The 26,717-nt window shown below is 70.6% G+C and carries 25 protein-coding genes and 7 pseudogenes; 21 read left to right on the top strand and 11 right to left on the bottom strand.

Going from position 1 to position 26,717, the window contains the following annotated elements; genetic code table 11:
- The first annotated feature begins 93 nt into the window (after positions 1-93).
- On the top strand, positions 94-393 hold the full coding sequence (locus IG05_RS0101295) for a Tn3 family transposase (protein WP_051789363.1): 300 nt from the start codon (positions 94-96) through the stop codon (positions 391-393).
- A gap of 121 nt (positions 394-514) precedes the next feature.
- On the opposite strand, the gene IG05_RS0101290 is transcribed toward IG05_RS0101295, so the two are convergent.
- From IG05_RS0101290 to IG05_RS0101280, 3 genes are all read right to left on the bottom strand, one after another.
- Entirely contained in the window at positions 515-1,720 is a 1,206-nt protein-coding gene (locus tag IG05_RS0101290) for an alpha/beta hydrolase family protein (RefSeq protein WP_030338439.1), read from the bottom strand.
- Between the two features lie 103 nt (positions 1,721-1,823).
- On the bottom strand, positions 1,824-2,162 hold the full coding sequence (locus IG05_RS0101285) for a winged helix-turn-helix domain-containing protein (RefSeq protein WP_020937505.1): 339 nt from the start codon (positions 2,160-2,162) through the stop codon (positions 1,824-1,826).
- Positions 2,159-2,905 (bottom strand): hypothetical protein, encoded by a 747-nt coding sequence (locus IG05_RS0101280; RefSeq protein ID WP_030338437.1) that lies wholly within the window; start codon positions 2,903-2,905, stop codon positions 2,159-2,161. Before IG05_RS0101280 ends, IG05_RS0101285 begins: the two co-directional genes overlap by 4 nt.
- 130 nt (positions 2,906-3,035) lie before the next feature.
- Here IG05_RS0101280 and IG05_RS50435 point away from each other — a divergent pair.
- The 4 genes and pseudogenes from IG05_RS50435 to IG05_RS0101270 all read left to right on the top strand — a co-directional run.
- Positions 3,036-3,125 (top strand): annotated as a pseudogene (locus IG05_RS50435) (hypothetical protein); the annotation flags it as partial.
- 72 nt (positions 3,126-3,197) lie between these two features.
- Positions 3,198-3,389 (top strand): hypothetical protein, encoded by a 192-nt coding sequence (locus tag IG05_RS48905; RefSeq protein WP_234335740.1) that lies wholly within the window; start codon positions 3,198-3,200, stop codon positions 3,387-3,389.
- On the top strand, positions 3,370-3,876 hold the full coding sequence (locus tag IG05_RS44400; RefSeq protein ID WP_234335735.1) for a recombinase family protein: 507 nt from the start codon (positions 3,370-3,372) through the stop codon (positions 3,874-3,876). The genes IG05_RS48905 and IG05_RS44400 overlap by 20 nt, the downstream gene beginning before the upstream one ends.
- 208 nt (positions 3,877-4,084) lie before the next feature.
- Complete coding sequence (locus IG05_RS0101270) at positions 4,085-4,516, top strand: hypothetical protein (protein WP_030338434.1); 432 nt, start codon at positions 4,085-4,087, stop codon at positions 4,514-4,516.
- A gap of 507 nt (positions 4,517-5,023) precedes the next feature.
- Here the strand turns inward: IG05_RS0101270 and IG05_RS48900 are convergent.
- Together IG05_RS48900 and IG05_RS0101260 are read right to left on the bottom strand one after the other, a co-directional pair.
- A pseudogene (locus IG05_RS48900) lies at positions 5,024-5,297 on the bottom strand (hypothetical protein).
- Positions 5,297-5,530, bottom strand: a complete 234-nt coding sequence (locus tag IG05_RS0101260) for a hypothetical protein (RefSeq protein ID WP_030338433.1) — start codon at positions 5,528-5,530, stop codon at positions 5,297-5,299. The pseudogene IG05_RS48900 and the gene IG05_RS0101260 overlap by 1 nt, the downstream one beginning before the upstream one ends.
- 566 nt (positions 5,531-6,096) lie before the next feature.
- On the opposite strand from IG05_RS0101260, the gene IG05_RS0101255 reads away from it, so the two are divergent.
- The 3 genes and pseudogenes from IG05_RS0101255 (at position 6,097) to IG05_RS46545 (ending at position 8,976) form a co-directional block, all read left to right on the top strand.
- Positions 6,097-6,450 carry a hypothetical protein gene (locus tag IG05_RS0101255; RefSeq protein ID WP_030338432.1) on the top strand — a complete coding sequence of 118 codons (354 nt, stop codon included), beginning with the start codon at positions 6,097-6,099 and terminating at the stop codon, positions 6,448-6,450.
- 707 nt (positions 6,451-7,157) lie between these two features.
- Positions 7,158-8,222: an AAA family ATPase gene (locus IG05_RS0101250; RefSeq protein ID WP_051789361.1), complete on the top strand. Its 1,065-nt coding sequence runs from the start codon at positions 7,158-7,160 to the stop codon at positions 8,220-8,222.
- A pseudogene (locus IG05_RS46545) lies at positions 8,159-8,976 on the top strand (IS5 family transposase). The gene IG05_RS0101250 and the pseudogene IG05_RS46545 overlap by 64 nt, the downstream one beginning before the upstream one ends.
- Positions 8,977-9,112: 136 nt before the next feature.
- Here the strand turns inward: IG05_RS46545 and IG05_RS41775 are convergent.
- Positions 9,113-9,331 (bottom strand): hypothetical protein, encoded by a 219-nt coding sequence (locus IG05_RS41775; RefSeq protein ID WP_234335719.1) that lies wholly within the window; start codon positions 9,329-9,331, stop codon positions 9,113-9,115.
- A 135-nt stretch (positions 9,332-9,466) separates the two neighbouring features.
- Positions 9,467-10,204 carry a TetR/AcrR family transcriptional regulator gene (locus IG05_RS0101240; RefSeq protein ID WP_030338430.1) on the bottom strand — a complete coding sequence of 246 codons (738 nt, stop codon included), beginning with the start codon at positions 10,202-10,204 and terminating at the stop codon, positions 9,467-9,469.
- A gap of 117 nt (positions 10,205-10,321) precedes the next feature.
- On the opposite strand from IG05_RS0101240, the pseudogene IG05_RS41770 reads away from it, so the two are divergent.
- From IG05_RS41770 to IG05_RS0101225, 4 genes and pseudogenes are all read left to right on the top strand, one after another.
- Positions 10,322-10,725 (top strand): annotated as a pseudogene (locus IG05_RS41770) (NADPH-dependent FMN reductase); the annotation flags it as partial.
- Positions 10,726-10,920 (top strand): hypothetical protein, encoded by a 195-nt coding sequence (locus tag IG05_RS50430; protein WP_420707553.1) that lies wholly within the window; start codon positions 10,726-10,728, stop codon positions 10,918-10,920.
- A gap of 30 nt (positions 10,921-10,950) precedes the next feature.
- A complete protein-coding gene (locus IG05_RS0101230; protein ID WP_030338429.1) occupies positions 10,951-12,525 on the top strand; it encodes an MDR family MFS transporter in 1,575 nt (524 codons plus the stop codon).
- Between the two features lie 138 nt (positions 12,526-12,663).
- Positions 12,664-13,782, top strand: coding sequence for an NADH:flavin oxidoreductase (locus tag IG05_RS0101225; protein WP_030338427.1), 1,119 nt, complete (start codon positions 12,664-12,666; stop codon positions 13,780-13,782).
- Between the two features lie 126 nt (positions 13,783-13,908).
- Here IG05_RS0101225 and IG05_RS0101220 read toward each other — a convergent pair whose 3' ends face one another.
- Entirely contained in the window at positions 13,909-14,529 is a 621-nt protein-coding gene (locus IG05_RS0101220; protein WP_030338426.1) for a TetR/AcrR family transcriptional regulator, read from the bottom strand.
- Between the two features lie 36 nt (positions 14,530-14,565).
- Here IG05_RS0101220 and IG05_RS0101215 point away from each other — a divergent pair, with 36 nt between their 5' ends.
- Both IG05_RS0101215 and IG05_RS44380 read left to right on the top strand, forming a co-directional pair.
- Complete coding sequence (locus IG05_RS0101215) at positions 14,566-15,363, top strand: alpha/beta fold hydrolase (protein ID WP_030338425.1); 798 nt, start codon at positions 14,566-14,568, stop codon at positions 15,361-15,363.
- Positions 15,363-16,352: pseudogene (locus tag IG05_RS44380) on the top strand (IS481 family transposase); the annotation flags it as partial. The gene IG05_RS0101215 and the pseudogene IG05_RS44380, both read left to right, overlap by 1 nt.
- A gap of 126 nt (positions 16,353-16,478) precedes the next feature.
- Here the strand turns inward: IG05_RS44380 and IG05_RS0101210 are convergent.
- Positions 16,479-17,756, bottom strand: coding sequence for an MFS transporter (locus IG05_RS0101210; protein WP_030338423.1), 1,278 nt, complete (start codon positions 17,754-17,756; stop codon positions 16,479-16,481).
- Positions 17,757-17,987: 231 nt separating this feature from the next.
- On the opposite strand from IG05_RS0101210, the gene IG05_RS0101205 reads away from it, so the two are divergent.
- From IG05_RS0101205 to IG05_RS48895, 6 genes and pseudogenes are all read left to right on the top strand, one after another.
- Positions 17,988-19,928, top strand: a complete 1,941-nt coding sequence (locus IG05_RS0101205; RefSeq protein ID WP_030338422.1) for a prolyl oligopeptidase family serine peptidase — start codon at positions 17,988-17,990, stop codon at positions 19,926-19,928.
- Positions 19,925-20,107, top strand: coding sequence for a hypothetical protein (locus tag IG05_RS0101200; RefSeq protein WP_030338421.1), 183 nt, complete (start codon positions 19,925-19,927; stop codon positions 20,105-20,107). Before IG05_RS0101205 ends, IG05_RS0101200 begins: the two co-directional genes overlap by 4 nt.
- Before the next feature lie 81 nt (positions 20,108-20,188).
- A complete protein-coding gene (locus IG05_RS0101195) occupies positions 20,189-21,496 on the top strand; it encodes a cytochrome P450 family protein (protein ID WP_234335718.1) in 1,308 nt (435 codons plus the stop codon).
- Positions 21,497-21,541: 45 nt separating this feature from the next.
- Complete coding sequence (locus tag IG05_RS0101190; protein WP_030338418.1) at positions 21,542-22,120, top strand: hypothetical protein; 579 nt, start codon at positions 21,542-21,544, stop codon at positions 22,118-22,120.
- An 822-nt stretch (positions 22,121-22,942) separates the two neighbouring features.
- The gene (locus IG05_RS0101185) at positions 22,943-23,380 is read left to right on the top strand and encodes a cupin domain-containing protein (RefSeq protein WP_030338416.1); all 438 of its coding nucleotides are present in this window, start codon (positions 22,943-22,945) and stop codon (positions 23,378-23,380) included.
- Positions 23,381-23,792: 412 nt separating this feature from the next.
- Positions 23,793-24,284, top strand: a pseudogene (locus IG05_RS48895) (ATP-dependent DNA ligase); the annotation flags it as partial.
- A gap of 142 nt (positions 24,285-24,426) precedes the next feature.
- On the opposite strand, the pseudogene IG05_RS48890 reads toward IG05_RS48895, so the two are convergent.
- Both IG05_RS48890 and IG05_RS0101175 read right to left on the bottom strand, forming a co-directional pair.
- Positions 24,427-24,534: pseudogene (locus IG05_RS48890) on the bottom strand (HNH endonuclease); the annotation flags it as partial.
- Positions 24,535-24,700: 166 nt separating this feature from the next.
- Positions 24,701-25,588, bottom strand: a complete 888-nt coding sequence (locus IG05_RS0101175; protein WP_234335717.1) for a GlxA family transcriptional regulator — start codon at positions 25,586-25,588, stop codon at positions 24,701-24,703.
- Positions 25,589-25,859: 271 nt separating this feature from the next.
- Between IG05_RS0101175 and IG05_RS0101170 the strand changes: the two genes are divergently transcribed.
- A complete protein-coding gene (locus IG05_RS0101170) occupies positions 25,860-26,690 on the top strand; it encodes a dienelactone hydrolase family protein (protein ID WP_037812575.1) in 831 nt (276 codons plus the stop codon).
- Positions 26,691-26,717 lie beyond the last annotated feature (27 nt).

Below are 26,717 nucleotides of genomic sequence, written 5' to 3'. Positions count from 1 at the left end.
GCAGGCCGATCCCGCCAGCCGCTAACCGCGTCGAGGGTGGAACCACCGGAGCCGGTGGCGGTCGACTGGCCTGGTCCGCGGCCCGGAATCTTCTTGGTTCAGCGTGGCGAGCTGCGGCAGAACTACCGCGAGGGTTTGAAGGACCAGCTCGGCGCGCTGGGACTGGCCCTGAACGCCGTGGTGCTGTGGAACAGCCTCTACCTGGACCGGGCGGCCAAGCAGCTCGCCGCTGACGGCTTCCCCGTCACCGACGACCTGCTGGCTCGCCTGTCACCGCTGCAGTTCGACCACATCAACTTCCTCGGCCGCTACGCGTTTTTCCGCCCCCAGGAGGCCGGCCGCAGGCCGCTACGCGAACCCTCGACCGGCGGGGAGGACGACGGCGAGCGGTAGGAGCGCCGATCGCGCGATGGAAGGGCTGCGCGGACAGCCGGCCTTGCGAAGGCCTCGCCCGGATGGCGACGGCATTCCTGGGAGTCTTGGGCGGACCGCGCAATGCGCGGCCCGACGCTTCTTACGGGATGAACTGCACCTCTGGGAAGGCCGCGCTCGGGCCGTCGAGCAGATGTCCCCGGCGCTGTCGCAGGTGTAGGTCGAAGAACGCCAGCGGGTAGGCCTGCTGGATCCGGACCGCCCGAGCCGGATCGAGGGTGCCGATCATGTCCTGGACCTGCTGGTTGGTCATGCCGAGGACCTTGCCCGCTTGCGGGATCAGTGTCACCTCGTCGCCGTACGTCTTGTGGATGGCCCCGTCGGCCTGGATGTTCAGCCGCCAACCGCGAAGGTGTGTCCAGAACTCGGCGGCGTCCGGCATGGCGGCCCGGGTAAACGAGGCGGTCATCATCATGAACGGCCGGTCCAGGTCGGTGGTGATGGCCGGCTGCATCGGACCGTCGATACTGAGCCCGGCGTCAACGCGCTGGTCGGCGAGCATGGTGAGCGCGGTGGCGGTGCCACCCTTCGACCAGCCGAACGCGCCGATGCACCTCGGGTCGAGGGCGCCGAGCAGGCCCTGGGGCAGTGGCCTGCCGTCGACGTCGGGGTTGTGCCCGGCGGCAAGGCCCTCGACGACGTCGAGCACGAACCGGATGTCCGCGGCGAAGTCCCGGGGCCCCAGGAACGGCGGGACCTCTGCCGGCACGGTGAGCCGGCCGTCGGGGAACTCGGTGAACGCGTCGTACGTGTGGTCGACGGTGACCACGGCGTAGCCGTGGCTGGCGAGTTCCTGGACCATGATGGTGTGGTCGCCGCGATGGCTGCCCGCGCCGTGCGAGTACACGAGGACGGGCAGGCGATGGCCCGTCTGGTGCACAGGGGCGCCCACGTGTGCGGCCGTGAGTGGGCCGAGGGCGGGATCGAGGGGGAAGCCGACGTCCGCCAGAATCGCCCGCAGCGCACCCTGGGTCATCCAGGGAGCACGCGGCAGGTCCTTCGTCTTGCGAGCGGGGTACCAGACGCTGGCCATCAGCTCGCGGTGATGCCCCGGGCCGGCCACAGGATCCGGACGCGAGGTGTCGACGAGGTGGAGCGGCACCGTGCCCACTGGGTGCGGCCCGGTGGGCCTCGGCAGCGTGAGCTGCGACGGACCGGGGGCGGTCGAAGCCGCCCACGCCTGGCGCGCTGCGCTGATCGGCACGGCGGCCCCGACCCCCGTCACCAGCGCGGCTGCGAGCAAGCGACGGCGCGTCACGTCCGTCGTGGTGACCGGTGTGATGGTCACGTGTCCTCCCTGGGTTTCTTGGACGGTGTTCGGCGTGCTGTCCGGGTCCGCCGAACGTCGGCGGGAGCCGCTCACGGCTCACCGCGGTTCGCCGGGGTGCGGATCAGGACTCCGGGGCTGAGCTGCCGTGCTCGATCTGGTGGATGAGTCGCTTGAGCTGGGTGACCTCGTCCCGCAGGGCGCGGTCACCCGCAGGGGTGAGGGAGAGCCAGGTGCGGGCACGTTTGCCCTCGTAGCCCTTCTCGATCTCCACCAGCCCGGCCTTCTCCAGCACGGACAGATGCTGGCTGAGGTTTCCGGCGGTGAGGCCGAGCGCCGTGCGTAGGAAGCCGAACTCGACCCGGCGCGCCTGGTGGGCAACGGTGAGGATGCCGAGGCGCACGCGCTGGTGGACCACGTCGTCCAGGCCGGTGACGGGGTGCTGCTCGGGCTGATCGGTCATGACGCGTTGCGCCTGCCGGTCAGCTCGGCCAGGCCGAAACCGAGGGCGCCGAGCAGGAGAAGCGCGCCGGGGACGCCGAAAGTGGGCAGAGCGGACCACGGCGAGGTGAACGGGATCCCCGCCCAGCCGGTGGTGAGCGGCACCAGCTCGATGGCCAGGTACACCACGGCGAGCAGCAGCAAGGCGCGGCTGCGCTCCACCCAGGCCAGCACCAGCAACGGCAGCCCGACGGCCATGGCGTTCCCGGCGAGCCGTTCGAGGAACCTCGTCACCCCGGAAGTGGGGTCAAGGTGCAGGCCCCAGAAGTCGAGCGGTTCGCCGAGCTGTGGCATCCCGTGGCGCAGGCTCCACATCGCGGTGGCACTCGCCAGGGCGACCAAGACGATCCCAGTCAGGACGTAGGGCCGGACCCGGGTCCCGACACCGCGGTTGCGGGAGCGGCGGATGTAGAAGAACGCCGTCGCGGCGTAGGCCAGGGCGAGCCCGAGGGGCCAGTAGACCGCCGAGCCCTGCGTGACCAGGGTGCAGCCGCTGCCCGCCGCGGCTTCACCCGCTGGGCAGGCAACGGTCTCGACCTTGAAGGTGAAGCGGCCGACCAGGATCCCGCCCAGTGTGAGCACGCCCAGCAGCAGGAGGGGGAACCAGGTGCCGCGCTGCGCGGTACGGACCCGGCGGGTCAGGTCGCCGAGGCCCGCGAGGACTTCGTGGGGAGTGCCCGGAGAGGGCGTCGACGCGTCTGTCATGCCGTCAGCTTTGCATTGCAAACCAGTTATGGCAAGAGATCTGTGTGCACTCCAAGATCAGATCCGGGAAACCCGGTGATCCGAGGCCGATCCCGTTGGCCCGCGTCGATGCCCAGGGGCCACCCGGGTTCTGCTCGCTGCACGAGCGCCTGGGCACCACCACCCCGGCAGCCGGCTCATCTTCCACGTCTTCGCCGCGCTCGCCGAGTTCATCCGCGAGCTGATCGTTTCCGGCACCCGCGAGAGCTTGGACGCCGCACGCGCCCGCGGCCGGGTCGGCGGTCGGCCCACCGTGGCCACCCCCGAAATCATCCGCGCCGCCCGCGACATGCTGCCCAATGCCTATAACTCGATCACCTCGATCGCCAAGATCCTCGGTGTCAGCCCCGGCACCCTCTACGACCACATCCCCGACCTGCAGGAACTCCGCCGCTCAGCAAGAGCTCCAGAGCCAGCTCGACGCTCTGGAAGAGGCGGGCTGTGATCCGGTCTTCTCGGAGAAGGTCAGCACCCGGGTCAAAGTGAGGCCGGAGTTCGTCAAGGCGATGGACTTCGCCCGCACCATCAAGAAGGCCGTCCCGCACCAGCGGGTGATCTTCACAGTGCACGAAATGAAGCGCCTTGGCCGCGGCGCCGCCGAACTGCTCACCATCGCCGAGGACTTGCGCCACCACGACATCCAGCTCGAACTCCTCACCGGCCCCCTTCAGGGGGGTGTACGACCCGTCCGGGCACGGCGCCGCCCTGTTCGCGTTCTTCGCCGGCATGGCGGAGTCCGAACGCGAGACATCCGGGAGAAGTCCCTGGAGGGCCAGGCGTCCGCCCGCGAGCGCGGCCGGCATGGCGGGCGTCCCAAGGTCGTCGGCGCACCGCCACGCCGTGTGTCTCGGCCGGCCGTACCACATCGCTCTGCCGACGATGACGATGACGGAGCCGCCCGGCCCGTACTCGCTGCGTCCCTGCCGTGGTGACCGGCTCGTCCCGCCCACGGCGCTGCGCGAGCTCCTCGATCAGTTCGTGCCGGCCCCGCACCGCACGAGACGCTGCTCGGCTCCGTCCTGAGCACCATCTCCTGATCCCCGCGCGCGGGTGGACGACCGTCCCGTCGCGCGCGGTCCCGGCTCCTGCCGCCGAGAAACCTCCCCCCTCCGTGACAGGCCACAACCCCAAGGGATTGATGTGCTGACACCGCTCAACCCCCAGGCCCGCGCCACCCGACTCGAAGTGCTGCGCACGGAGTACATGGGCCAGATCGCCGCTGCGGCGATCCGCCAGGGCCGCCCGCTGTGCGTCGTCCCGTACGTGCTCGCACAGCCCGGCGCTGAGCGACACGCGGACCTCGGACTGATCACCTCATACGCGACGCGCATGGGCTGGCAGGTCGCTTTCAGCTCGTTCGCCGACATAGGGCAGCCGCTCCCCCTCACCCGGCGGCCCGGATTCACAGCGGCCTGCAGGTACGCGGCGCAGGGCTACGCCCACGGCGTCCTCGCCATCGCCCGGGCTGCCCTCACCACCGACGACGACTCCTACGCGCGCGTGCTGGAGCACTTGCGCGAGCGTCAGGTGTTCCTCGCCCACCTGCCCACACTGCGTGAGCACACCCCCTGACACCTGCTCCTCACCGGCTGCGTTCGGGCTTCCGGTGAGAAGCAGGCCCTTCTCCTCGTGCGTACGCGCTGATCTGGGCCTGCCACAGTGCGGCGGCGTGGACGTCGCCGTGGGCGAGGTGGTGTAGGTAGAGGCAGTAGGAGGCGGGCGCGTCGTCGGCCGACGTCCTCCCTACGACGACTCGGCCTACCACCACCGACAGATGCCCCCACCTCGCCGCGGCCGCAATGCTGTGCCGCGCTGCAGTGGGCGACGGCCGCCTCGCACAGGGCGGCGCGCTCTTTGGCTGCGTCTTCGTCGGCCGGGTCGGGGCTGGGTTCTGAGACGCCCGCCGGAGCGCTGGTGCTGCCGCTGGAGCTGTGCATGAACAGCAGCCGTGTCCAGCCAGCCGGGCGTGCAATGCCGCGCTGCGTCAGGGAACGGACTCTGCTGCACCCGGCTCGCGAGGACCAGACGTTCCTTGTGACCTGCGGGGTGTAACAGGTGAAGGTCTGGGGTCTGGATGGGTTAGACCTCGGAGTAGGCGACGACTACGACGGTGCGCAGCGCGGTGGCGAAGTACAGGGATCCGTACGGCTTCGAGTTCGTCGGTGTACTGGCGCAGCTGGGGGCCGGCGGTGTCGCCGGGGATGGGCTCGCCGGCGTCGGGGTCGACGAAGACGACGACCAGGGCGCGGTCCAGGGCGTGGAGCTGCGCCTCATGGGTGATGTTTTCCAGTTGCTTGGCGGCGGAGTCGGAGCGGGCGATCCGGGCGCGGCGCGGGCCGTGAGGTGGGGTCATCAGGCGACGGCCGGGCGCTGGCGGGCGAGGCGGGCGAGGTGGGCCTCGCGCAGCTCCTCCCACGGCGTGCACACCTCCACCATGGGCAGACCGTTGGCGGCGATGTCCTCCAGGACGCCGGCGAACTTGTCGGCGGCGGCCCGGGTACGGGCGGCATACGCACGGACCGCGTCGGCGACCGCAGGGTCCAGCTGCTGCCGGGCGGTGACGCAAGGGACCGGCTGATCGCTCATCGTAGGCTCCGTAAGGCGCGCAACGGGCGGGTCTCACCACGGTATCGCCGGATCCCGGCGGGCCGGGACCACTCCCCCGGCACAACCCGTGGGCGCGGCCCAAGGACCCAAAGGACCCAGGTACGGCAGCGCTCCGCATCAACGAGGGAAAACGTCGGCCTCAGGACCCAGCAGACCCAGCCTGCGGAGCCTGCTGGCTTCCGACTGAGGCGCCGAGCCGGCCGACCGCACGCCCCTGTCGGCCTGCGCCGTGCTCTGCGGTGCAGGCCATGAGGGACGACGCCGTTTCGCGCGGCGTCTCCGCGCCACGACATAGAGGGATCCTCCAGGGGGCGTTTTCATGTCTTGCGCCGGCGCCGGACGCAAGAACGGCCGCCTGCTGGGCAGCGGCGGCCACCGACAGACGGGCGGGCCATCAGCACACGCGTCCCGGGCATGACCTGACGGTGTGCCAACTGACGGAAGCCGAACCGATTCGGCATCCCCGTCCGGGGGACAACGCGCCTATGGCCTTCCCGGTCGGGGCAATACCCGCACTGTCCTGTACCCAGCAGAGAGAGATCATTGTGAATCGTTACTCCGTCACGACGGCCGTCGGCGCTGTCTGCAGCACGGTCGCGCTCGTTGTGGCCGCCTCCGGCCCGGCCTCTGCGGCAACCGGCCAGTTCCGCTACACCTACACCACCACCGAGGGCTACGACGCCGTCGGCTTCCTGAACAACCCGCCCAGCGGCGAATGCATCAACCTGCAAGGACCGGCCTCCGAGCCTGGCTCTCCCAGCCGGGCACCCAGGAATCTGACGGACGCCACGGCGACTGTCTTCCTCAGCGCCGACTGCGAGGGCGGGACCTACTACACGCTGCGTCCAGGTGCGCAAGCATCCGAACGCCTCCTCCTGCGTTCCGTCGTCTTCTCCTGAAACGACGGTGAGCCGCCCGCTGCTCGTCGGCCCGAAGCTCGCCAGGTGACGAACATCGGCTCTGGCGCCTGAGCCGCTCAAGCCAGGATGCCCCGCACTGTTGGTGCGGGGCATCGAGAAGAGGTGGAGCGTGGCACGACAGGTTCGACGGCGCGGAGACGTTGTCGGCTTCGGGGTGCCGGGTCGTCATCTTCCTGGCGGGTGCCGCCTACCTCGGGTTCTCCTCCCGGGCAGTAAGCCGAACGTCGTCCTCGAAGGACCTCAGGTAGACGGTGAGCTATCCGGCCCAATGACACGTTCAGACTGCTTGTCAGTGCCCGCTGGCGGCTGGCCGACGATGTGAACGACAGCGGCCGATGGAGGCGGAGTTGGGCTTCTGGAAATCTGCCAGCTACTCGCCGCCGTCTTCAGCCCACTAACCGTGACCGCGACCAGGTTGCTGCACTGGTCCAACTGGTGTCGGCGCCACCAGGCAACAGCCCGACGCAGTCACTACGACGGGACAGCCCCTAACGACGTGCCCCGGCGCCGAGTCCGCGACCGAGGTTAAGTGGGCACGCGCGGATAGGCGCGGTGTCCCGCGGTGGGGGTCAGCGGACCTGGCTCTCGGTACCTGTCGGGCGCTTACCTTTCGGGGCAAGATGGCCGTGTGAGCGGTGACGCATACGGCGGGGACCGGATCGATTTCACGAGCGGGATATTCCGGGGTGGAGCGGTTCACCGGGCGTGACGACGAACTCGGCTCGCTGCTGACGGACCTGGCTCCCGCCGACGCCGGCCGATCCGCGGTCCCGGTCACTGCGGTGGCAGGGCTGGGGGGTGTGGGCAAGACAGCTCTGACCGTGAGGGCCGCTCACACGGCCAGAGAACGAGGCTGGTTCCCGGGTGGCGCGCTGTTCGTCGACTGTCACGGCTACGACGAGACACCTGCCGGGCCCGAACAACTCCTGGAGGCCCTCCTGCGCGCCCTGGGCGTGGCGGCCGCGCATGTACCGGGCACACTGGACGAGCGTGCCGGGCTCTACCGCTCGGTCCTGGCCGAGCGGGCTCGTACGCGCGGCCGCGTGCTGATCGTGGTGGACAACGCCTCACATCCCGGCCAGGTGAGACCACTGCTGCCTGGCCACACCACGCATCGGGTGCTCGTCACCTCGCGTGACACCCTGTCCCAGCTCGGTGCCCACCTGCTACATCTGGACGTCCTGCGGCCGGAGGCGGCCCGGGACGTCCTGCACGGCGCGCTGCGCGCGGCGGCCCCCGCCGACCGACGCGTCCTGGTCGCTCCAGGGGCCGCCCGGCAACTGTGCGAGTTGTGCGGCCGGCTGCCCCTGGCGCTGCAGAGCGCGGCCGCTCTACTGATCTCCGATCCGGGAAAACCGGTGGCAGAACTCGTCGCGGAACTGGCCGATTCCGCCACACTCCTCGATCACCTGGACGATGGCGAACGAGGCGTGCGGTCCTGCTTCGACCTGTCGTATCGCCGCCTCGGTTCGGAGCCCGCGCGGCTGCTCCGACTCCTGGCGCTCGCACCGGGTTCGGAAACGAGCGACGAGACGATCACCGTGCTGTCCGGCGCCGGCACTCTGCCGCGGCGGAGGCTCGACGCCCTGATCCGCGCCCACCTGGTTGCGCCCGGCAGCCTGCGGGGCTGCTGGACCCTGCATGACTTAGGGCGTGTCCTACGTGGTGAGGCCTCGTTGACCTCGGTATGGGGCGGGGTACATGGAGTTGGATTGTTCCGGACGGGTTGTGGGAGATCGCGAAGCCGCTGATCCCGCCGTCGAAGGTGCGGCCTCAGGGTGGCGGGATGCAGGACACGCCTGATGAGACGCTGTTCGCGGCGATCATCTACGTGCTGGTCAGTGGTTGTGCCTGGCGGGCCCTGCCGCCCTGCTTCGGCGTATCGAAGTCGACCGCTCACCGCCGTTTCCTGATTTGGTCGAGAGCCGGCGTCTGGGGCCGCTTGTACGAGGCCGTGCTGCACCGGCTCGACGACGCCGGCCTCACCGACGTCACCCGCGTCGTCCTCGACACCGCCCACGTCAGGGCCAAAAAAGGGGCGAACACGCAGGTCAGAGCCCCGTGGACCGGGGCAAGCCGGGTTCCAAGATGCACGTCCTGTCGGACGCGAACGGACTGCCCCTGGTCGTCGGCATCTCGGCCGGCAACACCCATGACAGCCAGGGACTGAAGCCCATGGTGCTAGGTCACCAAACGAGACACGATCCCCATCGCGGCCGGTACTTCAAGTCCCAGCGCCTCCACGCCGACAAAGCCTACGACCGCCCGGACCTGCGTAAATGGTTACGCGGCAAGCGCATCGGAGCCCGGATCGCCCGCAAAGGCATCGAGTCCAGCGAACGGTTGGGGCGTCGCAGGTGGGTGATCGAGCGGACGATGTCGTGGCTGTCTGGCTACCGCAGACTCAGCCCACGCTACGAGCGCAATCCCCGTAACTAGCTGGCCTTTCTCGGACTCGCCGCCGCCCTCTGCTGCTACAAACGCCTCGTCCGCCTCACCACGTAGGACACGGTCTTAGAGGAAGGCGACGGCTGGGAGGAGAACGCCCTGGTCAAGGTGCTGTAGGACGAGCGGACGTGGACCTGCGTCGCGTGTGCAGCGGGGGCCCCGTCAGATCTGACGGGGCCCCCGCGCTCCTGGCTTACTTCTTCGGCTGGTTCCGCTGGCGCCGCAGTTCACGGATGCGGTCCTGCTCCGCGAACAGCCGCCGATTCTCCTCCACCAGCGACGGACGCTTCGGCTTGGCCGCCTGTTCCTTCTCCTTGGCCGCCCGCCGTTCCTTCGTGAGCGCCTGCGCCCTCTTCTCGCAGTCCGGATGAACCGGCTTGCCCCGGCTGGGCCCTGTACCCGGCTTATCCACACCTTGCCCCCACCGTCGCTCAGTGGGGCGAACCTAATTCGCGGATTCGGGTACGGACAAGCGGAAGCCCGCTACATGTAATTGCTCTGTAGCGGGCCTTCTCTTTTTTCTGAGTGTGCTGTTCCGGAGACGTGGTCAGACCGGAAGGCGGGCCGCGATGCCGTCGAGGACGCAGTCGAGCCCGGTCTCGAACTGCCACAGCAGGTCGTCCTTGCGGTCGGCCTCGCCGATGTAGCGCGCGTACATCGGGAAGCGGCCGGTGCTCATGAGCCAGGCCATCTGCGAGGCGAGTCCCGAGCGGGCCTCCTCGCGGCTGGCCCAGCCGCGCACGCGCAGCAGTTGGGTGAGGCCGACCTCCGAGTCGACGGCGCCGTGCACGTACGCGGTCACGGTGCCGTAGACGGCCATGGCGGTGTCCGCGTCGAGGCCGAGGCCGTCGAGCGCGGTCAGCGCGGCCTCCGGCACGGCGAGCTGGTTCGGCGTGGGGGCGCACCAGGTCACCCGGGTCACCCAGGAGTGGCGCAGCAGCACCTCACGGATGCGCAGGGCCAGCGTCCGCATGGTCGTGCGCCAGCCCTCGGTGCCGTCCGGCAGGTCGAGTTCGCCGTAGACGAAGTCGACCATGAGCTCAAGGAGTTCGTCCTTGCCTGTGACGTAGCGGTAGGCGGCCATCGGAGCCACGCCGAGTTCGGTGGCCAGGCGGCGCATGGTGACCGCGTCCAGTCCCTCGGCGTCGGCGATACCCACCGCGGCCTTCGCGATGCGCTGCGGCGTGAGCGTGGTGCGGGGTGCCGGTGCCGGGCGTTCGAGGCGTTCCCACACGGAGACGTGGTCCCGTTCCTCGGTCTGTACCTGTCTCTGCCGGGAGGCCATCTCCAGGTTCCTTCCGCCGACCGGTGCTGCGTACACCGTATCAGGAGTGGACAAGGTACACAGGGATTTGTACGTTGTACGCGGAAGATACTGTGTACACACACGCTGAGGTTTCCCATGGCTGACGTGACCGGCGGCCCGCTGCGGATCGCGGTGATCATCGGCAGTACGCGGGACGGGCGCTTCGGTCCCGTCGTCGCCGACTGGATCACCGAGCACATCGCCCAGCGCGAGGACATGACGGCCGACCTGGTGGACCTGGTGGCGACACCGCTGCCGACGGTCTTACCCGCCTTCGGTCAGACCCCTTCCGACGAGGTCGTCGCGCAGCTCGGCGCGGTGTCGCCGCGGCTCGCCGAGGCCGACGGCTTCGTGATCGTCACCCCCGAGTACAACCACAGCTTCCCGGCGCCGCTGAAGAACGCGATCGACTGGACAACGAGCAGTGGCACGCCAAGCCGGTCGGCTTCGTCTCGTACGGCGGCCTGGCCGGCGGGCTGCGGGCCGTCGAACAGCTCCGCGTGGTCCTCGCGGAACTGCACGCCGTCACCATCCGCGACACCGTCAGCTTCCACAACTACGGCGAGATCTTCGGCGCCGACGGCAAGCCGACCGATCCCGGCTGCGACGCCGCCGCCAAGGCGATGCTCGACCAGCTCACCTGGTGGGCGCACGCTCTGCGCGACGCCAGGGGCGCCCGCCCGTACTCCGTCTGACGTCCCGCCACTCGCGTCCTGGGGGCAGCGATGAACGACCCTTCGACACCCACGTCCTCGTCCGACCGGCCCGCCTTACCCCGGCTCGGCGTCTTCGGGCTGATGCTCGGGATCTTCCTGGCGACGCTCGACGGGCAGATCGTCAGTACCGCGCTGCCCACGATCGTGGGTGATCTGGGCGGCCTGGACCACTTCTCCTGGTCGGTGACGGCGTACCTGCTCACCATGGCGGCCGCCACCCCCCTCTGGGGCAAGCTCGGCGACCTCTACGGGCGCAAGGGCGCCTACAGCTACTCCGTGCTGCTCTTCCTGGTCGGCACGGTGCTGTGCGGCCTGGCACAGACCATGGGGCAGCTCATCGCCTTCCGGGCCGTCCAAGGTCTCGGCGCGGGCGGCCTGACGGTCGGTGCCCTCGCGGTCATCGGGGTGCTGGCGCCCCCGCAGGAGCGCGGCCGCATCCAGTCGATGGTGGGCGTCATGCTGCCGGTGTCGTTCGTCGGCGGCCCCCTGCTCGGCGGGTTCATCACCGACTACGTGAACTGGCGCTGGACGTTCTACGTGAACGTCCCCATCGGCATCGTGGCCCTGCTGGCCGTCGCCAAGGGTGTTCGGCTGCCAGCCCAACGGGGCGCCGGACGGGTCGACTACCTCGGCGCCGCCCTGCTCACCACCGGCATCCTCGGCCTCACCCTCCTGGCGGGCTGGGCGGGCACCACCTACGCGTGGACGTCCTGGCAGATCGCGGCCCTCTCCGTGCTGGTGGTGGCGTGCCTCGCCTGGTTCGTCCGGGTGGAACGGCGCGCCGCCGAACCCATCACGCCGCCGCGGCTGTTCGCCAGCCGGGAGTTCACCCTTGCCCAGGTCCTCAGCTTCCTGGTCGGCGCGACCCTCGTGTCCGTCATCAACTACCTGCCGCCGTACATGCAGTTCGTCCAGGGTGCCTCACCCACGGTCAGCGGCATGGTGATCCTGCCCCTGATGCTCGGCATGCTGGCGGCGCAGCTCACCACCGGGCGGCTGATGGACCGCGGGGGCATGGAGCGCGTCGTACCGCTCACCGGCGGCGTCGTCACCGTCGGCGGGGTGCTGCTGCTGCTCCTGCTCGGCGCGGACACCCCGCTCGCCGCGGCCTCGGCACTGACCCTTGTCGTCGGGGTGGGGGTCGGTATCCTCATGCAGAGCACCCTGCTCACCACCATGAACCACGCCGCTCCTCGCGACATGGGCGCGGCGACCGGCACCGTCACCCTGGTGCGTACGATCGGTGGTTCCCTCGGTGTCGCCGTCCTCGGAGCCGTGCACAGCAGCCGCATGGCCGACGTCCTGGCGGAGCGGCTCGGACCGAACGCCGAGAAGCGGCTGACCGTCGGGGGAGAACTGACCCCCGCCCTGCTCAAGGACATGTCCGCAGGGGTGCGCCACACCGTCGAGGACGCCGTCAGCAGCGGACTGCACGGTGTGGTGGTCGGCGCGGCCGCGCTGTCCGTGATCACGTTCGCCACCGCGTGGTTCATCCGCGCGGCGGCACCGGCCCCCGACCCGGTGACGGCCGTCACCGGGAGCGACCCGGCGGCGGACTCCGTCCGGATTCCCCCCGCCGACTGAGGGCGGACCAGGTCCCGGGGTGCCCCCGGCACCTGGCCGGCCCCCCGGCACCACCAACCCATCCGAGCCGCCGACCGCACGGCGCATCACCAATCCCCCGTACCCGTGCGGTCGGCTCCTTATCGAAGGCAGACACTGATGCCCGCGAATCCGGTCGAGCGTGCCAAGGACCACCTGGTCCGCCCTTTCTCCCTGGGAGGCCTGACCCTGCCCAACCGTGTCGTGATGGCGCCGATGACGCGCGAGTTCTCCCCCGGCGGAGTCCCGGGCGACGACGTGGCGCGCTACTATGCCCGGCGGGCGGCGGGCGGCGTCGGCCTGATCATCACCGAGGGCACCTACGTCGGCCACGACGCCGCGGGCAACAGCGCCCGGGTCCCGCACTTCCACGGTGACGAGGCGCTGGCCGGCTGGTCCGCGGTGGCCGACGCGGTGCACCAGGAGAGCGGCAGGATCATGCCGCAGCTCTGGCACGTCGGTATGGACCGCACCCCCGGCAACCCGCCCGTGCCCGACGCCCCGGCGATCGGCCCCTCCGGCATCGGTCTGGACGGCACGCGGTCGGGCCACGCCATGACGCAGGCCGACATCGACAACGTGGTGGCCGCCTACGCCGCGGCCGCGGCCGCGGCCGAGACCCTCGGGTTCGACGGCGTCGAGATCCACGGGGGCCACGGCTACCTCATCGACCAGTTCCTGTGGTCCCACACCAATCGGCGCACCGACGGATACGGCGGTGACGTGGCCGGCCGTACCCGTTTCGCGGCCGAGGTCGTTGCCGCCTGCCGGGCGGCCGTGTCCGACGAGTTCCCCATCTCCTTCCGGTTCTCCCAGTGGAAGGTGAACCACTACGACGCCCGGATCGTCGAGACCCCGCAGGAACTGGAGACTTTCCTCGGCCTGCTGGCGGAGGCGGGCGCCGACGTCTTCCACTGCTCCACCCGCCGGTTCCACCTGCCAGAGTTCGAGGGCTCCGACCTCAACCTGGCGGGCTGGGCGAAGAAGGTCTCCGGCAGGCCCGCCATCAGCGTCGGCTCGGTCGGCCTGAGCAACGAGTTCCTCCAGGTGTTCCAAGGGGAGCAGGCCCGCGTGACGGACATCGAGGGCCTCCTCGACCGCATGGAGCGCGACGAGTTCGACTTGGTCGCCGTGGGCCGCGCCCTCCTGGGTGACCCCGAGTGGCTGGCGAAGGTCCTCTCCGGGCGTCACGACGAGCTCACCCCCTTCCACGTGGGCCTCGTCGGCAGCCTCGCCTGAACCCCACGACGCGGTGGCCCCGGCGGGTCGCACCCGCCGGGGCCGAGAATCGACGGACTCCCGCCGCGCCGGCCGGCCTTCGCGGCGGCGGTCGCGGTCCTCGGATGTGTAGCTAAGTGTTGCGGGTCAGGACGTTGGTGACGTGAGTTGTTGGCAGATCAGCTGATGAGCAAGTTGCGCCGTCGCGAGCAGGTCCTCGCGAGCCGTGTCGACGTTGGATCGCACCGACAATCCGTGCCAGACGGATTGGATGAGTCCGGTCAGGGCCACTGCGTTGGTGCCCGCGGCTAGTTCCCCGTCCTGGATCGCTCGTTCGATGCGCACGAGGAGGGCCTGCTCGTTCGAGCTGTGCAGCTCGGCGACGTAGGCGCTGGTATCGAGCGTGCTCGTGCTGTCGGTCATCACGGCGCTGCTGATGAGGCATCCGGGGTGCGTGTCGCTTGGCTGGGTGAACTCGTGGACCGAGTCGGTGAGGATGCGTTCGATGACCGTCTGGATGTCATTCTCGGCAACTGCCTGCTGGTAGATCTCGCGGTACCGCTCGGCGTAGGTCCGCACCGCTTCCTCGAACAGTCCGGCCTTGCTGCCGAAGGCGGCGTAGAGGCTGGAGGTGGAAAGCCCGAGAGTCGCGGCCAGGGTGCGGGTCGAGGTGCCGGAGTAGCCGCGTCGCCAGAAGAGGCGAGCGGCGTCAAGGACCGCACGGTCGCGGTCGAAGGCTCGGGGGCGTCCGCGGTTGCGTTCAGTCACGTTTGCATTGTAGATCGTTCGCTCCATAATAGATTTATGGAGCGAACGATTCAGAAGAAGCTGTCGGTCGGCGGAGACAGCTGGGTCACGGTTGATGTGTACGGGGAGCCGGACACTCCGGGCCTCGTCGTCGTCCCGGGCGTGATGAGCGATGCGCATACGTGGCGCGATGTGGCGGGCGCCATCGACGCTTGGCCCTCAGTGGTAGTCGTGAACCGTCGCGGCCGTGCCCCCTCGGGGCCGTTGACCAACTCGTACTCGCTGCGGACAGAGGTTGAGGACCTCGGCGTGGTCCTTGACGAGTTCGACAGCGCGAGGGCTCTCTTCGGTTGGAGCTACGGCGGCATGATCACCTTGCTGGCCACCAACGAGCGTCCGATTCACCAGATGATCGCCTATGAGCCGGTGATGCAGCCGTTCGGACGCCATGCGCTGCCGGACCTGAAGGCGGCAGCGGAGACGGCGGACTGGGATCGCTGCGTCGAGATCGTCAATCGGCAGATCTCCGGCTTCTCCGCAGCGTATGTCGATGACCTTCGGGCCGATCCTCACAGTTGGGCGATACTGCGTCGCTTGAGCGGACCGCTGTACGCCGAACTCGGCGCGCTCAACGCGACACCGCCTCCGGATCTGATGGCACAGCAGGCGGAGCAAGTCGACTTGATCATCGGCCAGCGTAATCGCGGAACGGCCCCCTACGGAACGTCGCTCGACCTCGTGCGGCAGCACGTCGCGCATGCTGGAGTCCACGAACTTCCTGGCCAGGGTCACCTGGCCCACATTCAGGCGCCGGCAGAGCTGGGGCGCCTGCTCAACAACCTCGCCGCGATCTGATGGGCACCCATGCCAACGCGCCGCTCTCCGTTGAGGGCCGCAGGCGACTTGTCGAGCGATGCCAGTCACGCCCGATCGCCCACGTTGCTGCGGAGATGGGCATCTCCAGGGCATGCGCGTCCAAGTGGGTCAACCGGTACCGTCGCCATGGTGAGCTCGGCCTGCACGACCGGTCCTCCACACCTCACCGTCAACCCACAGCAATACCAGGCGAGGTAGTGGAGCGGATCGAGCAGATGCGCCGAACCCACAAGTGGTCCGCAGGACGAATCGCCTTCGAACTCAGCCAGACCGGGCCCACTGTGAGCCGTCGCACCGTCACCCGGCACCTCTCCCATTCCGTCTGAGCAGACGCCGATTCATCGATCCCGACGGCCACACCACTCGGAAACCACGCACAATCACCGCTCGCCGGCCGGGACAGATGGTGCACATCGACGTGAAGAAGGTCGGACGAATACCTGACGGCGGCTGATGGCGAGCCCACGGCCGAGACAGCGACCACTCCCGGGCAGTCAGCCGGAACAAGAAGAAGACCGGCCGTGGAGGGTACGTGTACCTACACTCCGCGGTCGACGGGCACACCCGCCTCGCCTACACCGAGCCCTTGCCGGATGAGAAAGCCTCGACGGCGATTACATTCCTGCACCGAGCCAGGGCGTGGTTTGCTGCACACGGCATCACCCGCATCGAACGGCTCGTTACCGACAATGGTGCCTGCTACCGGGCCGACGCGTTCACCCGCGCCCTACTCGGCTCACGGCACCCGACCGTACACGCCCCGGCACAATGGGAAAGTGGAACGGTACAACCGGATCCTGGCAGAAGAGTTCCTGTACGCACGCACCTGGACCTCAGAAAACCAGCGCGCCCAGGCGCTGGCGGTGTGGAACATCCACTACAACTACCACCGACCCCACACCGCCCTCGACGGACAACCACCCGCGACAACACTCAGGCAGACCGTCACCAACGTCCTGGCCTCATACATCCGTCACGGGCCAGTTGGTCACCTTCTCCGCGCTCGCCTACGCGCTGCTCTCGCCGGTGCTGGCCGCGGCCACGGCCTCCCGCCGCGTGCCCCTCGTCCACCGGGGTCTTCTCGGAAGACCAGGTCAGTCCGGGTCCCCGCTGGCCTGGAGGCGGCGCAGGGCCAGGATCAGATTGCCGCTGCCGAACGTCGCGAGCGCGGCGACGCCCCACAGGGTCGCCGCGACACCGGCCCGGTCCAGCACGGCGCCCGCGGCCAGGAAGCCCAGCGGCCCGGCCAGGGTGCTGATCGTGACCACGGCCTGCAACACCTTGGGCCCGAAGCCGTCCGGCAGCCGGGCGGAGAGCAGGCCCATCAGCGGCGCGTTCGCCAGGGGCGCGGCGGCCGATGACAGGCCGACGGCGACGACGAGCACGCCGGCTGGCACGGGCACCAGGAGCGTCCACAGGGGCAGAGCGACGCAGACCAGGGCCGTACAGGCGAGTCGTACGGGGGCGACCCGTGCCGCCAGCACATAGGCGGCCACCGAGCCCACCAGGCCACCGGCGCCATCGGCGGCGATCAGCAGGCCGCCGACCCTGGCGTCCCCCCCGAACCGGGCGAACGCCAGCACCGGCATGGTGATCATCAGGGTTCGCAGCATCAGCCCGAACACCACGGTGGACAGCATCGCCCGGCTCAGGAACCAGTCGCCGCACAGATGCCGCACCCCCGCCCACAGGCCGCGGGGCCCGCCCACGGACCCTCCGGCCCCGCCACCCCCTGCCGGGACGCGGTGCAGCAGCAGCAACCCGGAGAAGGCGAACGTGGCCGCGTCCAGCCACACCACCGATGTGGTCCCCACCAGCGGGATCAGCGCACCCGCGAGCGCCGGTCCGGCGAACGCCGAGCCGTTCTGCACACCTGCCAGCGCGCTGTTGGCGCGGGCCAGAGAGCGGGCGTGCGGGCTCAGCAGTTCCATCGCCAGCACCCGCTGTGCCGCGTGGTACGGAACGGCCAGCGCCCCGAGCGCCGCGACGATCGCCACGAGGACGGCCAGATTGAGCGCGCCCAGGGTCTGCAGCAGCGGGATCAGCGCCACCACCGGAGCGCGGGCGAGATCGGAGACGACCATGGTCCGGCGGGCGCCCAGGCGCTGGATGACCTCTCCGCCCGCGAAGCCGAACAGCGCCATGGGCAGCACCTGGGCCGCGAAGACCAGGCCCGCCCGGGTGGCCGAGCCGGTGGTCTCCAGCACCAGCCAGGGCAGCGCGAGCATGGTCATCTGGGTGCCCAACGCCGTCACCGCGCCCGCGACATAGACCGCCGTCAGCGCACGGCTCGGCCTGCCACCCGGTGTGCCGTTCGGCGCTCCGCCGGGTGGGACGGGGGCTGCGCCGGGCCGGGTCGCCGCGATCGTCATCGGGTCGCCCCTTTCTCCTCGGTGGGTCCGGACCATGTGGTCGCCCCCGCACCCTGTCGCCCGCCCACCGTCCGGTGCCAGGGAAGGACCGGCAGTAGCTCACTGTCGGTGCCGCTGCGCTTTCTTCCCTGCCACGCGGCCCGCCCGTCCGGCAGTGTGATGGCCGTCGGAGCCCACCACAGCCAAGGCCGCCGGCGGCGGAAGCGGACACCAACGAAGGGAGGGACGGCGATGAGCGGCGGTATCGGAACGGCGGTGCACGTCCCGTCCTTCGCCGCCCGCGACGGACGGCGAGCGGTCGAGACCCGGTATGTGGACGGTCTCCCGCAGATCGTGGCCTGGGATCTGACGACGGGTCAGCGCCGCCAGGCCACCACCGCACCGCTGGGTGTGGAGACCGCCGCCATCGAGCCGGACGGCCACGGCCTGTGGTGGTTCGACGCCGCTCCCGGCGGTCAAGGCCGCTGGCTGCGCGGGCCGTTCGAGGGCGGGCACCCGCGCCCGGCGCTCGACGGCGTACCCGCCGGGCGGATGCACGGCCTGGCCTTCGACCCCCGCAGCGGCCTCGCCGCCGTCGGCGTCGGGGTCGCGGACCGCTCGCGCTACTACCTCGGCCGACCGGGCGAGCGCGCCCGCCTGGTGGCCGAGGAGCCCGGCTATGCGGCAGTGGTGGGCCTGGCCCCCGGCGGCCGACTGCTGGCCACCGCGGGGTGCCCGACCGGACCGGCCGCGGTCCGGCTGTGGTCACCGGCCTCCGGCGTCCTCGTGGACGCCATCCCCGGCGCAGCGGGGGACGGCGACGCCGGCGCGGTGTGGGCGCTGGGCTTCCGCCCGGACCTCACCACCGCACGGCCGGAACTGCTGCTCGTCCTCGAACGCGCGGGCCGCTACACCCTGGCCTTCTGGCGGCAGGGCGAGGGGATCCGTACGCACGGTCCCGGCTCCGCCCTCGACTTCGATACGGAGATCACCGCCTGCTGGTACGGGCCCGGCCGCACGGCGCTGGTCCAGCAGGACCGGGCGGGACGCAGCCGCCTGCTCCGCGCCGACCTCGACCGCGGTACGACCACGGTGCTTCCCACGCCCGAGGGCACGATCATCGACTTCTCCTGCGCACCCGACCGCACGGTCCACTGCCTGTGGAGCCGCGACGGCGAACCGCCCCGGCCACTGATCTACCACCCGGAAAGCCCGGAAAGTGCGGAGCACCCCGAACCCCCGGAACGTCCCGACCGCTCCGGCCACTCCGGCCACTCCGGCCGCTCCACGACGGCGTCACGCGGCACCGCGCCCGGCGGAACGACCGGATCCAGGCGCCGCGAACTGTGGACACGTCGGCCGTACGGGCAGATCCACAGCTTTGTGGCCACCCCGCCCGGCCGCAGGGCGGGCCACCGCCCCTGGCCGACGGTCTTCCTCGTCCACGGCGGGCCCCACACCCACGACAGGGACGCCTATGACGCCCGGACCGAGGCCCTGGTCCGGGCCGGATTCGCCGTGGTGCGCACCAACTACCGCGGCTCGACGGGCTACGGCCCCCGCTGGCGGGACGACTTCGGCCACCGGGTCGGCCTCGCCCAGCTCGAAGACCTCGCCGCGGTGCGCGGCCACCTCATCGACGCGGGAGTCTCGGAGCCGGGCCGTACCGGCCTGTGCGGCTACTCCTGGGGCGGCTATCTGACGCTGCTGGCGATGGGCGTCCAGCCCCGGCTGTGGGACGTGGGGCTGGCCGTCGCCCCGGTGGCCGACTACACGGCGGCGTACCGGGCGACGACGCCAGCGCTGCGGGAGGTCGACGACCGCCTCTTCGGCGGCACCCCCGAGCAGGTGCCACACCGCTATCGCGCGGCCTGCCCGATGACCTATGTGGGCCGCGTACGCGGCCCGCTCTTCCTCGCCGCCTCGGCGGACGACGAGAAGTGCCCTCCGGAACAGATCGAGCGCTATCTCGCCGCGCTGCGGCGCCGCGACGTCCCGCATCGCGTCCGGTGGCTCGGCGGCGGACACGACGTGGGCCGTGACCCAGCCGGACACGCCGCCGCCTGGGCCGCCATGGTGCGCTACGCCGACGACACGCTGCGCGCCTCCCCCAGAACCGCCGACCGCCGCAACAGCGGGCGGACCGGCTCGCACCATCCCGTCCACCACACCGAAGAAAGGTCAACCCCATGAAGCGTCACGGACTGCGCGTCGACCCCATCAGCGCCACCGAGCGGGAGCGCGGGATCATCATTCCGCCGCACACCCAGGCCGCCCTGGACAAGGCGGTCCCGGTCCGGCCGAACGGCCCGGCGCGGACCTGCACCACCCGCGCGAAGAAGAACACGGAGAAGAAGTCGCCTCTGCAGTGAGCCCAAGCAGCGCCGTAGCGGGGTGCCACGCCCGGCACCCCGCCGCGGCGCCGGCCGTGCCGGTGAGGACAGGAAAACATCATGACCACAGCTACGGCAGCGACGGCAGCATCCCGGACGAACAGTCCCCGGCCGGAGAAGCACCGGCCGGACAAGCCCGAGACGACGGAACCGCGCCAGAACCCGCCGACGTTCCTCAGCGACCCGTACCCGACCCTGGCCAGGATGCGGCAATCGGCCCCGGTCTCCGTGCTGCACAGCGACGGCGGCCTGCGGCTGTGGATCATCCCGCGCTACGTCGATGTCCGGGCCGCGCTCTTCGACCGCCGCTTCGCGCAGGATGTGCGGCGCGCCCAGGCCCTGGCCGACAGCCGGGTCGAGGGCGTCAACCTGGGCACCGAGATCACCCATATGCTCAGCAGCGATCCGCCCGACCACACCCGCCTCCGCCGCGTGGTCCAGGCGGCGTTCAGCCGCAAGCGGGTCGAGGCGATGCGGCCGATGGTCGAGCGCATCACCCTCGAACTCCTCGACGGGCTGGACGCGGCAGCCGCGCGCCACACGACCCGCACCACCACCGCCACGGTGGACCTGGTACGTGACTTCGCCTTCCCCCTGCCGATCCTCGTCGTCTGCGAACTGCTCGGCTTCCCGCCCGAGGACCGCGACCTCTACCGGAAGTGGTCGACCGCCATCGTCACCCAGGAGGGTGACCACGCGGCGTTCCGGCGAGCCGTCCAGGAGATGGGCTCGTACGTCCTGGCCATCGCCGACCGGCGTATCCGCCGCAATGACCGTCCCGTCGATCTGCTCACCGAGCTGCTGGCGGCCCGCGAGCGCGGGGAGCTGACGGACGACGAGATCGTGGGCATGGTCGCCCTGCTGCTGATCGGCGGGCATGAGACCACCGTGAACCTGCTGGGCACCTCCTGCCTCGCGCTGCTGCGCGATCCCGGCCAGGCCGCCTGGTTGCGCGCCGATCTCACTCGGATGCCCAGGGCCGTCGAGGAGTTCCTGCGCTACGACTCCCCCATCTGTATGGCCACCACCCGCTTCACCACCGAGCCGGTGGACGTCGGCGGGGTGGAGATCCCGCAGGACGAGTTCGTGCTGCTGTCCCTCGGCGCGGCCAACCGCGACCCGGCGCGCTTCCAGGACCCCGACCGCCTCATCCTCGACCGCCGGGACGCCGGCCATCTCGCCTTCGGCGGTGGCATCCACCGCTGCCTCGGGGCCCTGCTCGGCAAGCTGGAGACCGAGATCGCGCTCACCGCGCTCCTCGCCCGCTTCCCCGGAACGACCCTGGCCTGCCAGGAGCGCGACCTGCGCTGGCGCAACACGATGATGCTTCGCGGCTTGGAGGCGCTGCCCCTCACCCTGCGCCGCTGACCCCCGCCCTGACCCTGCCGCTGTGGCGGCCGGTACGTTGCGATCATGGGTGTCTATCTGGTGAGTGTCGCCGCGCAGGACTGGTCGCGGCCGGGAGAGGACGGGTACGCAGACGTCGCCGCCGCACTGAACACCGAGCTGGAGCGGCGCGCGCTGCCCCCTTACCAACCGCGGCCGGCCGCACGGGAGGCGCGGGGCTGGTTCGAGGAGAAGGTCAGCCCGTCCATGGACGGCTTCGTGGCGCTGTGCAGGACGCGGCTGACCGACGCGGAGCTGTCGACCCTCCTCAACTGGAGCGTGCTGGTGCCGTTCGCGCTGGAGGAGGCGATCGTGCTCCCCGTCGGCACCGCGTACTCCGGCGAGGAGACAGCGGTCGTCGGGGCCCCGCAGGTGCTCGCCCTGGCCGAGCGGCTGGCCGACGCCGTCGGACTGCCCGTCGACGCGATACCGGCGGGCGAGAACCTCGCGCTGAGCCTGTGGTTCCTGGAAGGCGGGGCGGAACGGACCGCCCGGGTGCGGCCGGGACCGTGGGCCGAAGACCGGGACGCGGCCTTCTACGTGGCGCTCTACCTGCGCGCCGCGCAGTACTCCCTGCAGTACGGCTGCCCGATGACCTACTCCTAAGCCACAGCAGCCGCCGACCGGCCGGAAAGGCCGTATACGGGACCGGGCCCAGGTCCGGGTCCGAGCCGGGGGCCATGTCCACCACGCGCCCGAGCCCGTGCCCCACCGGAACACCACCGCGTTGTGTCCCAGCGGCAGCGCTGATCGGAACATCCCCGCGTCGGCAGGGAGCACCGGCTGCGGTGGTTAGCAGCCCAGTCCTGATCCGCTGTAAGGCCTTACGACCGCATCCAGTTGGCGAAGGCGTCGACCAGGCCCGCGTAGAACCTCTCGCCGGGCACCGATCCCGGGTTCTTGCTGGCGTCGTAGAACGCGACGTTGGTGAAGGTGACAGAGGCCGAGGCATTGAGGTCCCCAGCGAAGCGGTGTTCTGGAGCATGGAGCGGACCTCTGCCTTGTCCCAGGGCTCGTCACCGACCTGGGTCACGATGAAGGCGGGATCTGCAGCGCCGGACTCCTGATAGTGGCTGACTGCGCGACGCATCGCGTCGGCGACGTTGCCCCAGCCACAGTCCACCTGGGTATGCAGCTGCCCGATGCGGCCGCGGTAGTTCTCCAGCCGGACCTCAGACCACATGCCAAGATCCGCCCTCGCATCCGCGCCCACCACCCAAACCCCTCACACCGCCTCACCGCGCCTCCACACCAACTTGATCAGCCCAGGCCAACCCACCCACTTCTGATCACACCAACCGCTCCTGACAGATGCCCTACGGAAGCTGGGCGTGGAGTGGGCATAGCTTCCGGCTCCCCGGGCCGCACAGTCTGAGTGTCTACGCCCGACCGGACGCGTTGGCCAGAAAATTAGGGCAGGCTGATCGCATGAGCGTGATCTCCCCGTTGGTGGCGCAGTTGGGACTCGAGCCGCACCCGGAAGGCGGCTGGTTCCGCCGGACCTGGCAGACCGAAACGCAGACTTTCGCGGACGGCCGCCGCGCCGTACGCCCCTGCGCGACGGGCATCTACTACCTGCTCCATCCCGGTGAGGTCTCACGCTGGCACCGGGTCCGGTCGGACGAGATGTGGCTGTGGCACCGCGGCCACACCCTGAGTCTCCGACTCGGCGGCCACGGCCCCGACCCGGACCCTGCCCCGGCGGGGACGGTGCTCCTGGGACCCGCTGTCGAACGCGGGCAGCGGCCCCAGTACCTCGTGCCGGCCGGCGCATGGCAGACCGCCCAGTGCCAGGGCGACGAACCCGTGCTGGTGTCATGCATCGTCGCGCCCGGCTTCCACTACGACGACTTCGAGATGCGCTGACCCCGCCTGGCCCACCAGCGCCGGCCGCTGTGCAACCCCTCAGCGGTTGCGCGGGCAGGGCATGTCCGCGCCGGACATCGCCGACCGGGCTGGCCTGTCCGTGCCCCTGCTCCGCCGCGTGCTGCGGACCCCGGCACAAGGCCCCACGGCCCGGGCCGCTCCCCGGCCGCCGCGACTCCGGCGCCCCCGGCCTGACCGACTCGAGGGAAGCGTCCCGGCTGCTGGCCGACCTGGCACGTGCCGGATGGCCCGCCACCACACTCGCGAAGCGCCTGGACATCAACCCCCGCACCGTCGATGCACGGCTCGGTGTGACAGCTGGGCGCCTCCACACCATGCGAGGCTTGGGCAGAAGCGGATTGACGGCAATTTCTTCCGGGGCGTCGGCAAGGTGTGATGGAAGGCTTGTTCCATGACATGGCCCCTGCCCGAGCCGATGCTGACCGTGGGCGTGGATAGCCCGAAGCTGCCCGCGGGATGCGCGGCAGAGCCGAAGTGGGACGGCTACCGCGCCCAACTCGCGGCCTGCGCGGGCGGTCGCGTACTGCTGCGTTCCGGGCAGGGCACGGACATGACGGCGTCGTTCCCCGAGAACCGCGCGGCGGCCCTCTCACAGCTGCCGACGGACATCGGGTTGGACGGCGAACTGGTGGTGTGGGAGCGGGACCGGCTGGCGTTCGAGCGGCTTCAGCAGCGGCTCGCGCGGCGCGGGTCGGGTGCGGCCGAGGCGGCGCGCCAGTGGCCGGCGCACTACGTGATCTTCGACCTGGTTTACGCCGGGGCGGACCTGCCTGGATGGCCGTACGAGCGGCGGCGCGCAGCACTTGAGGCGCTCTTCACGGACTACGGCCTGGAGGCGCCGTTGGCGCTGTGCCCCTCGACCACCGACCCGTTTGTGGCGCAAGGCTGGCTGGAGTGGACGGCGGCCGGGCTGGAGGGGTTGTGCTTGAAGCGGCTGGACGGGCCCCAGGTCGGGGCGCTCGGTTGGGGCGGAAGTACAAGGTGCGGGTCACCACCGAGGCCATCGTCGGCGCCGTCACCGGCTCCGTCGCGGCGCCCAGGTCGGCCTTGGACCGGTTCGAGGCAGCCGACACCGCGGTCAGGGCGCGGTCGTCGCCAAGGTCGTTGGCGTAGGCCTCGCGTTCTTTCGCGCTCGTCAGCAGTAAGTCGTCGCCCCTGCGAAAGGTGAGCAGCGCTTCTTCCGGGATGCGGCTTCCCTCGAGTCGACATCTGCCCCTCGTACCAACTCGCCGACCCGTTCGGCACCGTGGGCACGCAGCCGGGCAGTGACGTCTTCAATTTCGTCGACGCGCAGCGGGATCATCGCGTGCGACTGAAGGCGGCCCGGTAGGCGCTCGGGCGGTGACCGGTGTGGCGGGCGAAGAGGGCGGCGAAGGTGCCGGGGTCCTGGTAGCCGACGGCCGCAGCGACGGCGGCGACCGTGCGGTCGGTGGTCTCCAGAAGATGACGGGCACGGCGGACCCGGGAGGCCTGCAGATGGGCCAGCGGGCTTCGTCCGGTCTCTGCGGCGAAGCGGCGCAGCAACGTGCGGGTGCTGACCCGGAAGGCGTCCGCGAGCGCGGCGAGGTCATACCGCTCGGCGAGGTTCTGGTCGAGCCGGCGCATGACCTGCTGGGAGAACTCTCGGCCAAGCTGCGGGAGGAGCCGCGGGTCGACGTACGGGGTCTGAAAGGTCCGCGCGTCGTCAACGAGCGTCAACCGTGCGGTGGTGCGGGCCACCCGGGCACCGTGGTGGCGGCGGATCAGGTCCAGCGCGAAGTCGTACATGGCGCTGAAGGCGGCCGTGGTCGTCACCCCCGTGTCGGTGACGACCAGATATTCGGGCCGCACGTCGGCGTCCGGGCAACGCCTGGCCAGCTCGTCGGCATGAAGCCAGGAGGTGGTGGCCCGGCGCCGGTCCAGAAGCCTGGCCTCGGCGAGCAGGAACGCGCCGACGCATAGGGAGACCACGGCGGTGCCGGCGGCGGCCTGCGCGCGGATCGCCGCGATCTCGGGGGCGAGCCGAGCGAGCCGGGCGTCTAGGTCCGCGTCCGGGCGTAGTTCGAAGCCGGGGACCACAAGGACGTCGACCTCGCGTAGGGGACGCACGTCCAGGCTCGCGCCGCTCGATGCGGTGACCCGGCTGCGAGGCGAGACGACCGACACCGAGTAGCCGGCCGCGTCCGGTCCTGCGACATGCCCGGCCATCGTCAACAGGTCGGGAACGCCGAACACTTCGGATGCGAAGCAGCCCGGGTACGCCAGGACCCCGACCCGAAGGGCACCCGGTCCGGCGCCGGAACTCCCACCGTCATCCCCCTGCCGTGCCGCCTCGGTCATCGCCGCCGCATCCTCCTGATGCCCCCGGCCCCGGTCGTCCACCGCATACCGCTCACCTCCCACACGTGTGGCGAGATTACCCTCGACCTTGGCGATTCCGCCCCTCACCCGGCGGCCGTCGCAGGACCAGGCTGGCCTCATGAGCGACGACGATCCGATCACCGACTTCACCCGCCGGAGCGTGACCGCAGAGGGGGTGGAGAAGACGGTGTACGTGGCCGGGACCGGACCTGCGGTCGTGGTGCTGCCCGAGATGCCAGGCATCAGTCCCGACGTCCTACGACTCGCGCGCTGGGTGCGTGACGCGGGCTTCACCGTGCATGTGCCCTCCCTGTTCGGCACGGACGGCGCCTTCCCCACGGTCGAGGGCGGTCGGGAGGTCGTCCGCCGCGCCTGTGCCAGCGCGGAATTCCGCGCCTTCACCGGGGGCGGCACCAGCCCGGTGACGGTCTGGCTGCGCGGCCTGGCGCGCCAGGCCCACACCGCTTGCGGTGGGCCGGGAGTGGGCGCGATCGGCCTGTGCTTCACCGGCAACTTCGCCCTCACCATGGCTCTGGAGCCGGCGGTGATCGCCCCGGTGGTCAACCACCCGTCGTTGCCTCTCGATGACCCCGGCGGGCTCGAACTCGACGCGGCGGACGCCGTCGCGGTGCGCGACCGGCTCCACCGCGACGGACTCACCGTCCTCGCCTACCGCTTCGAGGGCGACCGCTGGTGCACGGGGCAACGCTTCGCCGCCTACCGCGCGCTGCTCGGCGACGCCTTCGACGGGCGCGTCCTGCCGGACACTGCCGCCAACCCGGCCCCGCCACCCTTCTTCGCCGACCTGGTCGGCACCCCGCACAGCGTCGTCACCGCCCATCTCGTCGACAGGGCCGGCCACCCCACGGTCCGGGCCCGCGACGAGATCCTCGCCTTCCTCACCGACCGTCTGCACCGGCCCGGGAACCGGTCGCCTACTGCCACCTGACCGGGCATCGGCCCTCCGGACAAGTTG

It is taken from the genome of Streptomyces sp. NRRL S-1022, from assembly GCF_000720135.1.
GTDB lineage: Bacteria > Actinomycetota > Actinomycetes > Streptomycetales > Streptomycetaceae > Streptomyces.
This window is presented reverse-complemented; position numbering and strand designations above follow the sequence as displayed.

Coding starts and splice junctions, on each gene's coding strand:
- IG05_RS0101280 (WP_030338437.1), bottom strand. CDS start 2,905: ATGACAGACGCGTCGACGCCCTCTCCGGGCACTCCCCACGAAGTCCTC.
- IG05_RS0101200 (WP_030338421.1), top strand. CDS start 19,925: ATGAAGCGTCACGGACTGCGCGTCGACCCCATCAGCGCCACCGAGCGG.
- IG05_RS0101205 (WP_030338422.1), top strand. CDS start 17,988: ATGAGCGGCGGTATCGGAACGGCGGTGCACGTCCCGTCCTTCGCCGCC.
- IG05_RS0101240 (WP_030338430.1), bottom strand. CDS start 10,204: ATGGCCTCCCGGCAGAGACAGGTACAGACCGAGGAACGGGACCACGTC.
- IG05_RS0101260 (WP_030338433.1), bottom strand. CDS start 5,530: ATGAGCGATCAGCCGGTCCCTTGCGTCACCGCCCGGCAGCAGCTGGAC.
- IG05_RS0101210 (WP_030338423.1), bottom strand. CDS start 17,756: ATGACGATCGCGGCGACCCGGCCCGGCGCAGCCCCCGTCCCACCCGGC.
- IG05_RS0101175 (WP_234335717.1), bottom strand. CDS start 25,588: ATGGCCGGGCATGTCGCAGGACCGGACGCGGCCGGCTACTCGGTGTCG.
- IG05_RS0101170 (WP_037812575.1), top strand. CDS start 25,860: ATGAGCGACGACGATCCGATCACCGACTTCACCCGCCGGAGCGTGACC.
- IG05_RS0101195 (WP_234335718.1), top strand. CDS start 20,189: ATGACCACAGCTACGGCAGCGACGGCAGCATCCCGGACGAACAGTCCC.
- IG05_RS0101285 (WP_020937505.1), bottom strand. CDS start 2,162: ATGACCGATCAGCCCGAGCAGCACCCCGTCACCGGCCTGGACGACGTG.
- IG05_RS0101230 (WP_030338429.1), top strand. CDS start 10,951: ATGAACGACCCTTCGACACCCACGTCCTCGTCCGACCGGCCCGCCTTA.
- IG05_RS0101190 (WP_030338418.1), top strand. CDS start 21,542: ATGGGTGTCTATCTGGTGAGTGTCGCCGCGCAGGACTGGTCGCGGCCG.
- IG05_RS0101215 (WP_030338425.1), top strand. CDS start 14,566: ATGGAGCGAACGATTCAGAAGAAGCTGTCGGTCGGCGGAGACAGCTGG.
- IG05_RS0101225 (WP_030338427.1), top strand. CDS start 12,664: ATGCCCGCGAATCCGGTCGAGCGTGCCAAGGACCACCTGGTCCGCCCT.
- IG05_RS0101185 (WP_030338416.1), top strand. CDS start 22,943: ATGAGCGTGATCTCCCCGTTGGTGGCGCAGTTGGGACTCGAGCCGCAC.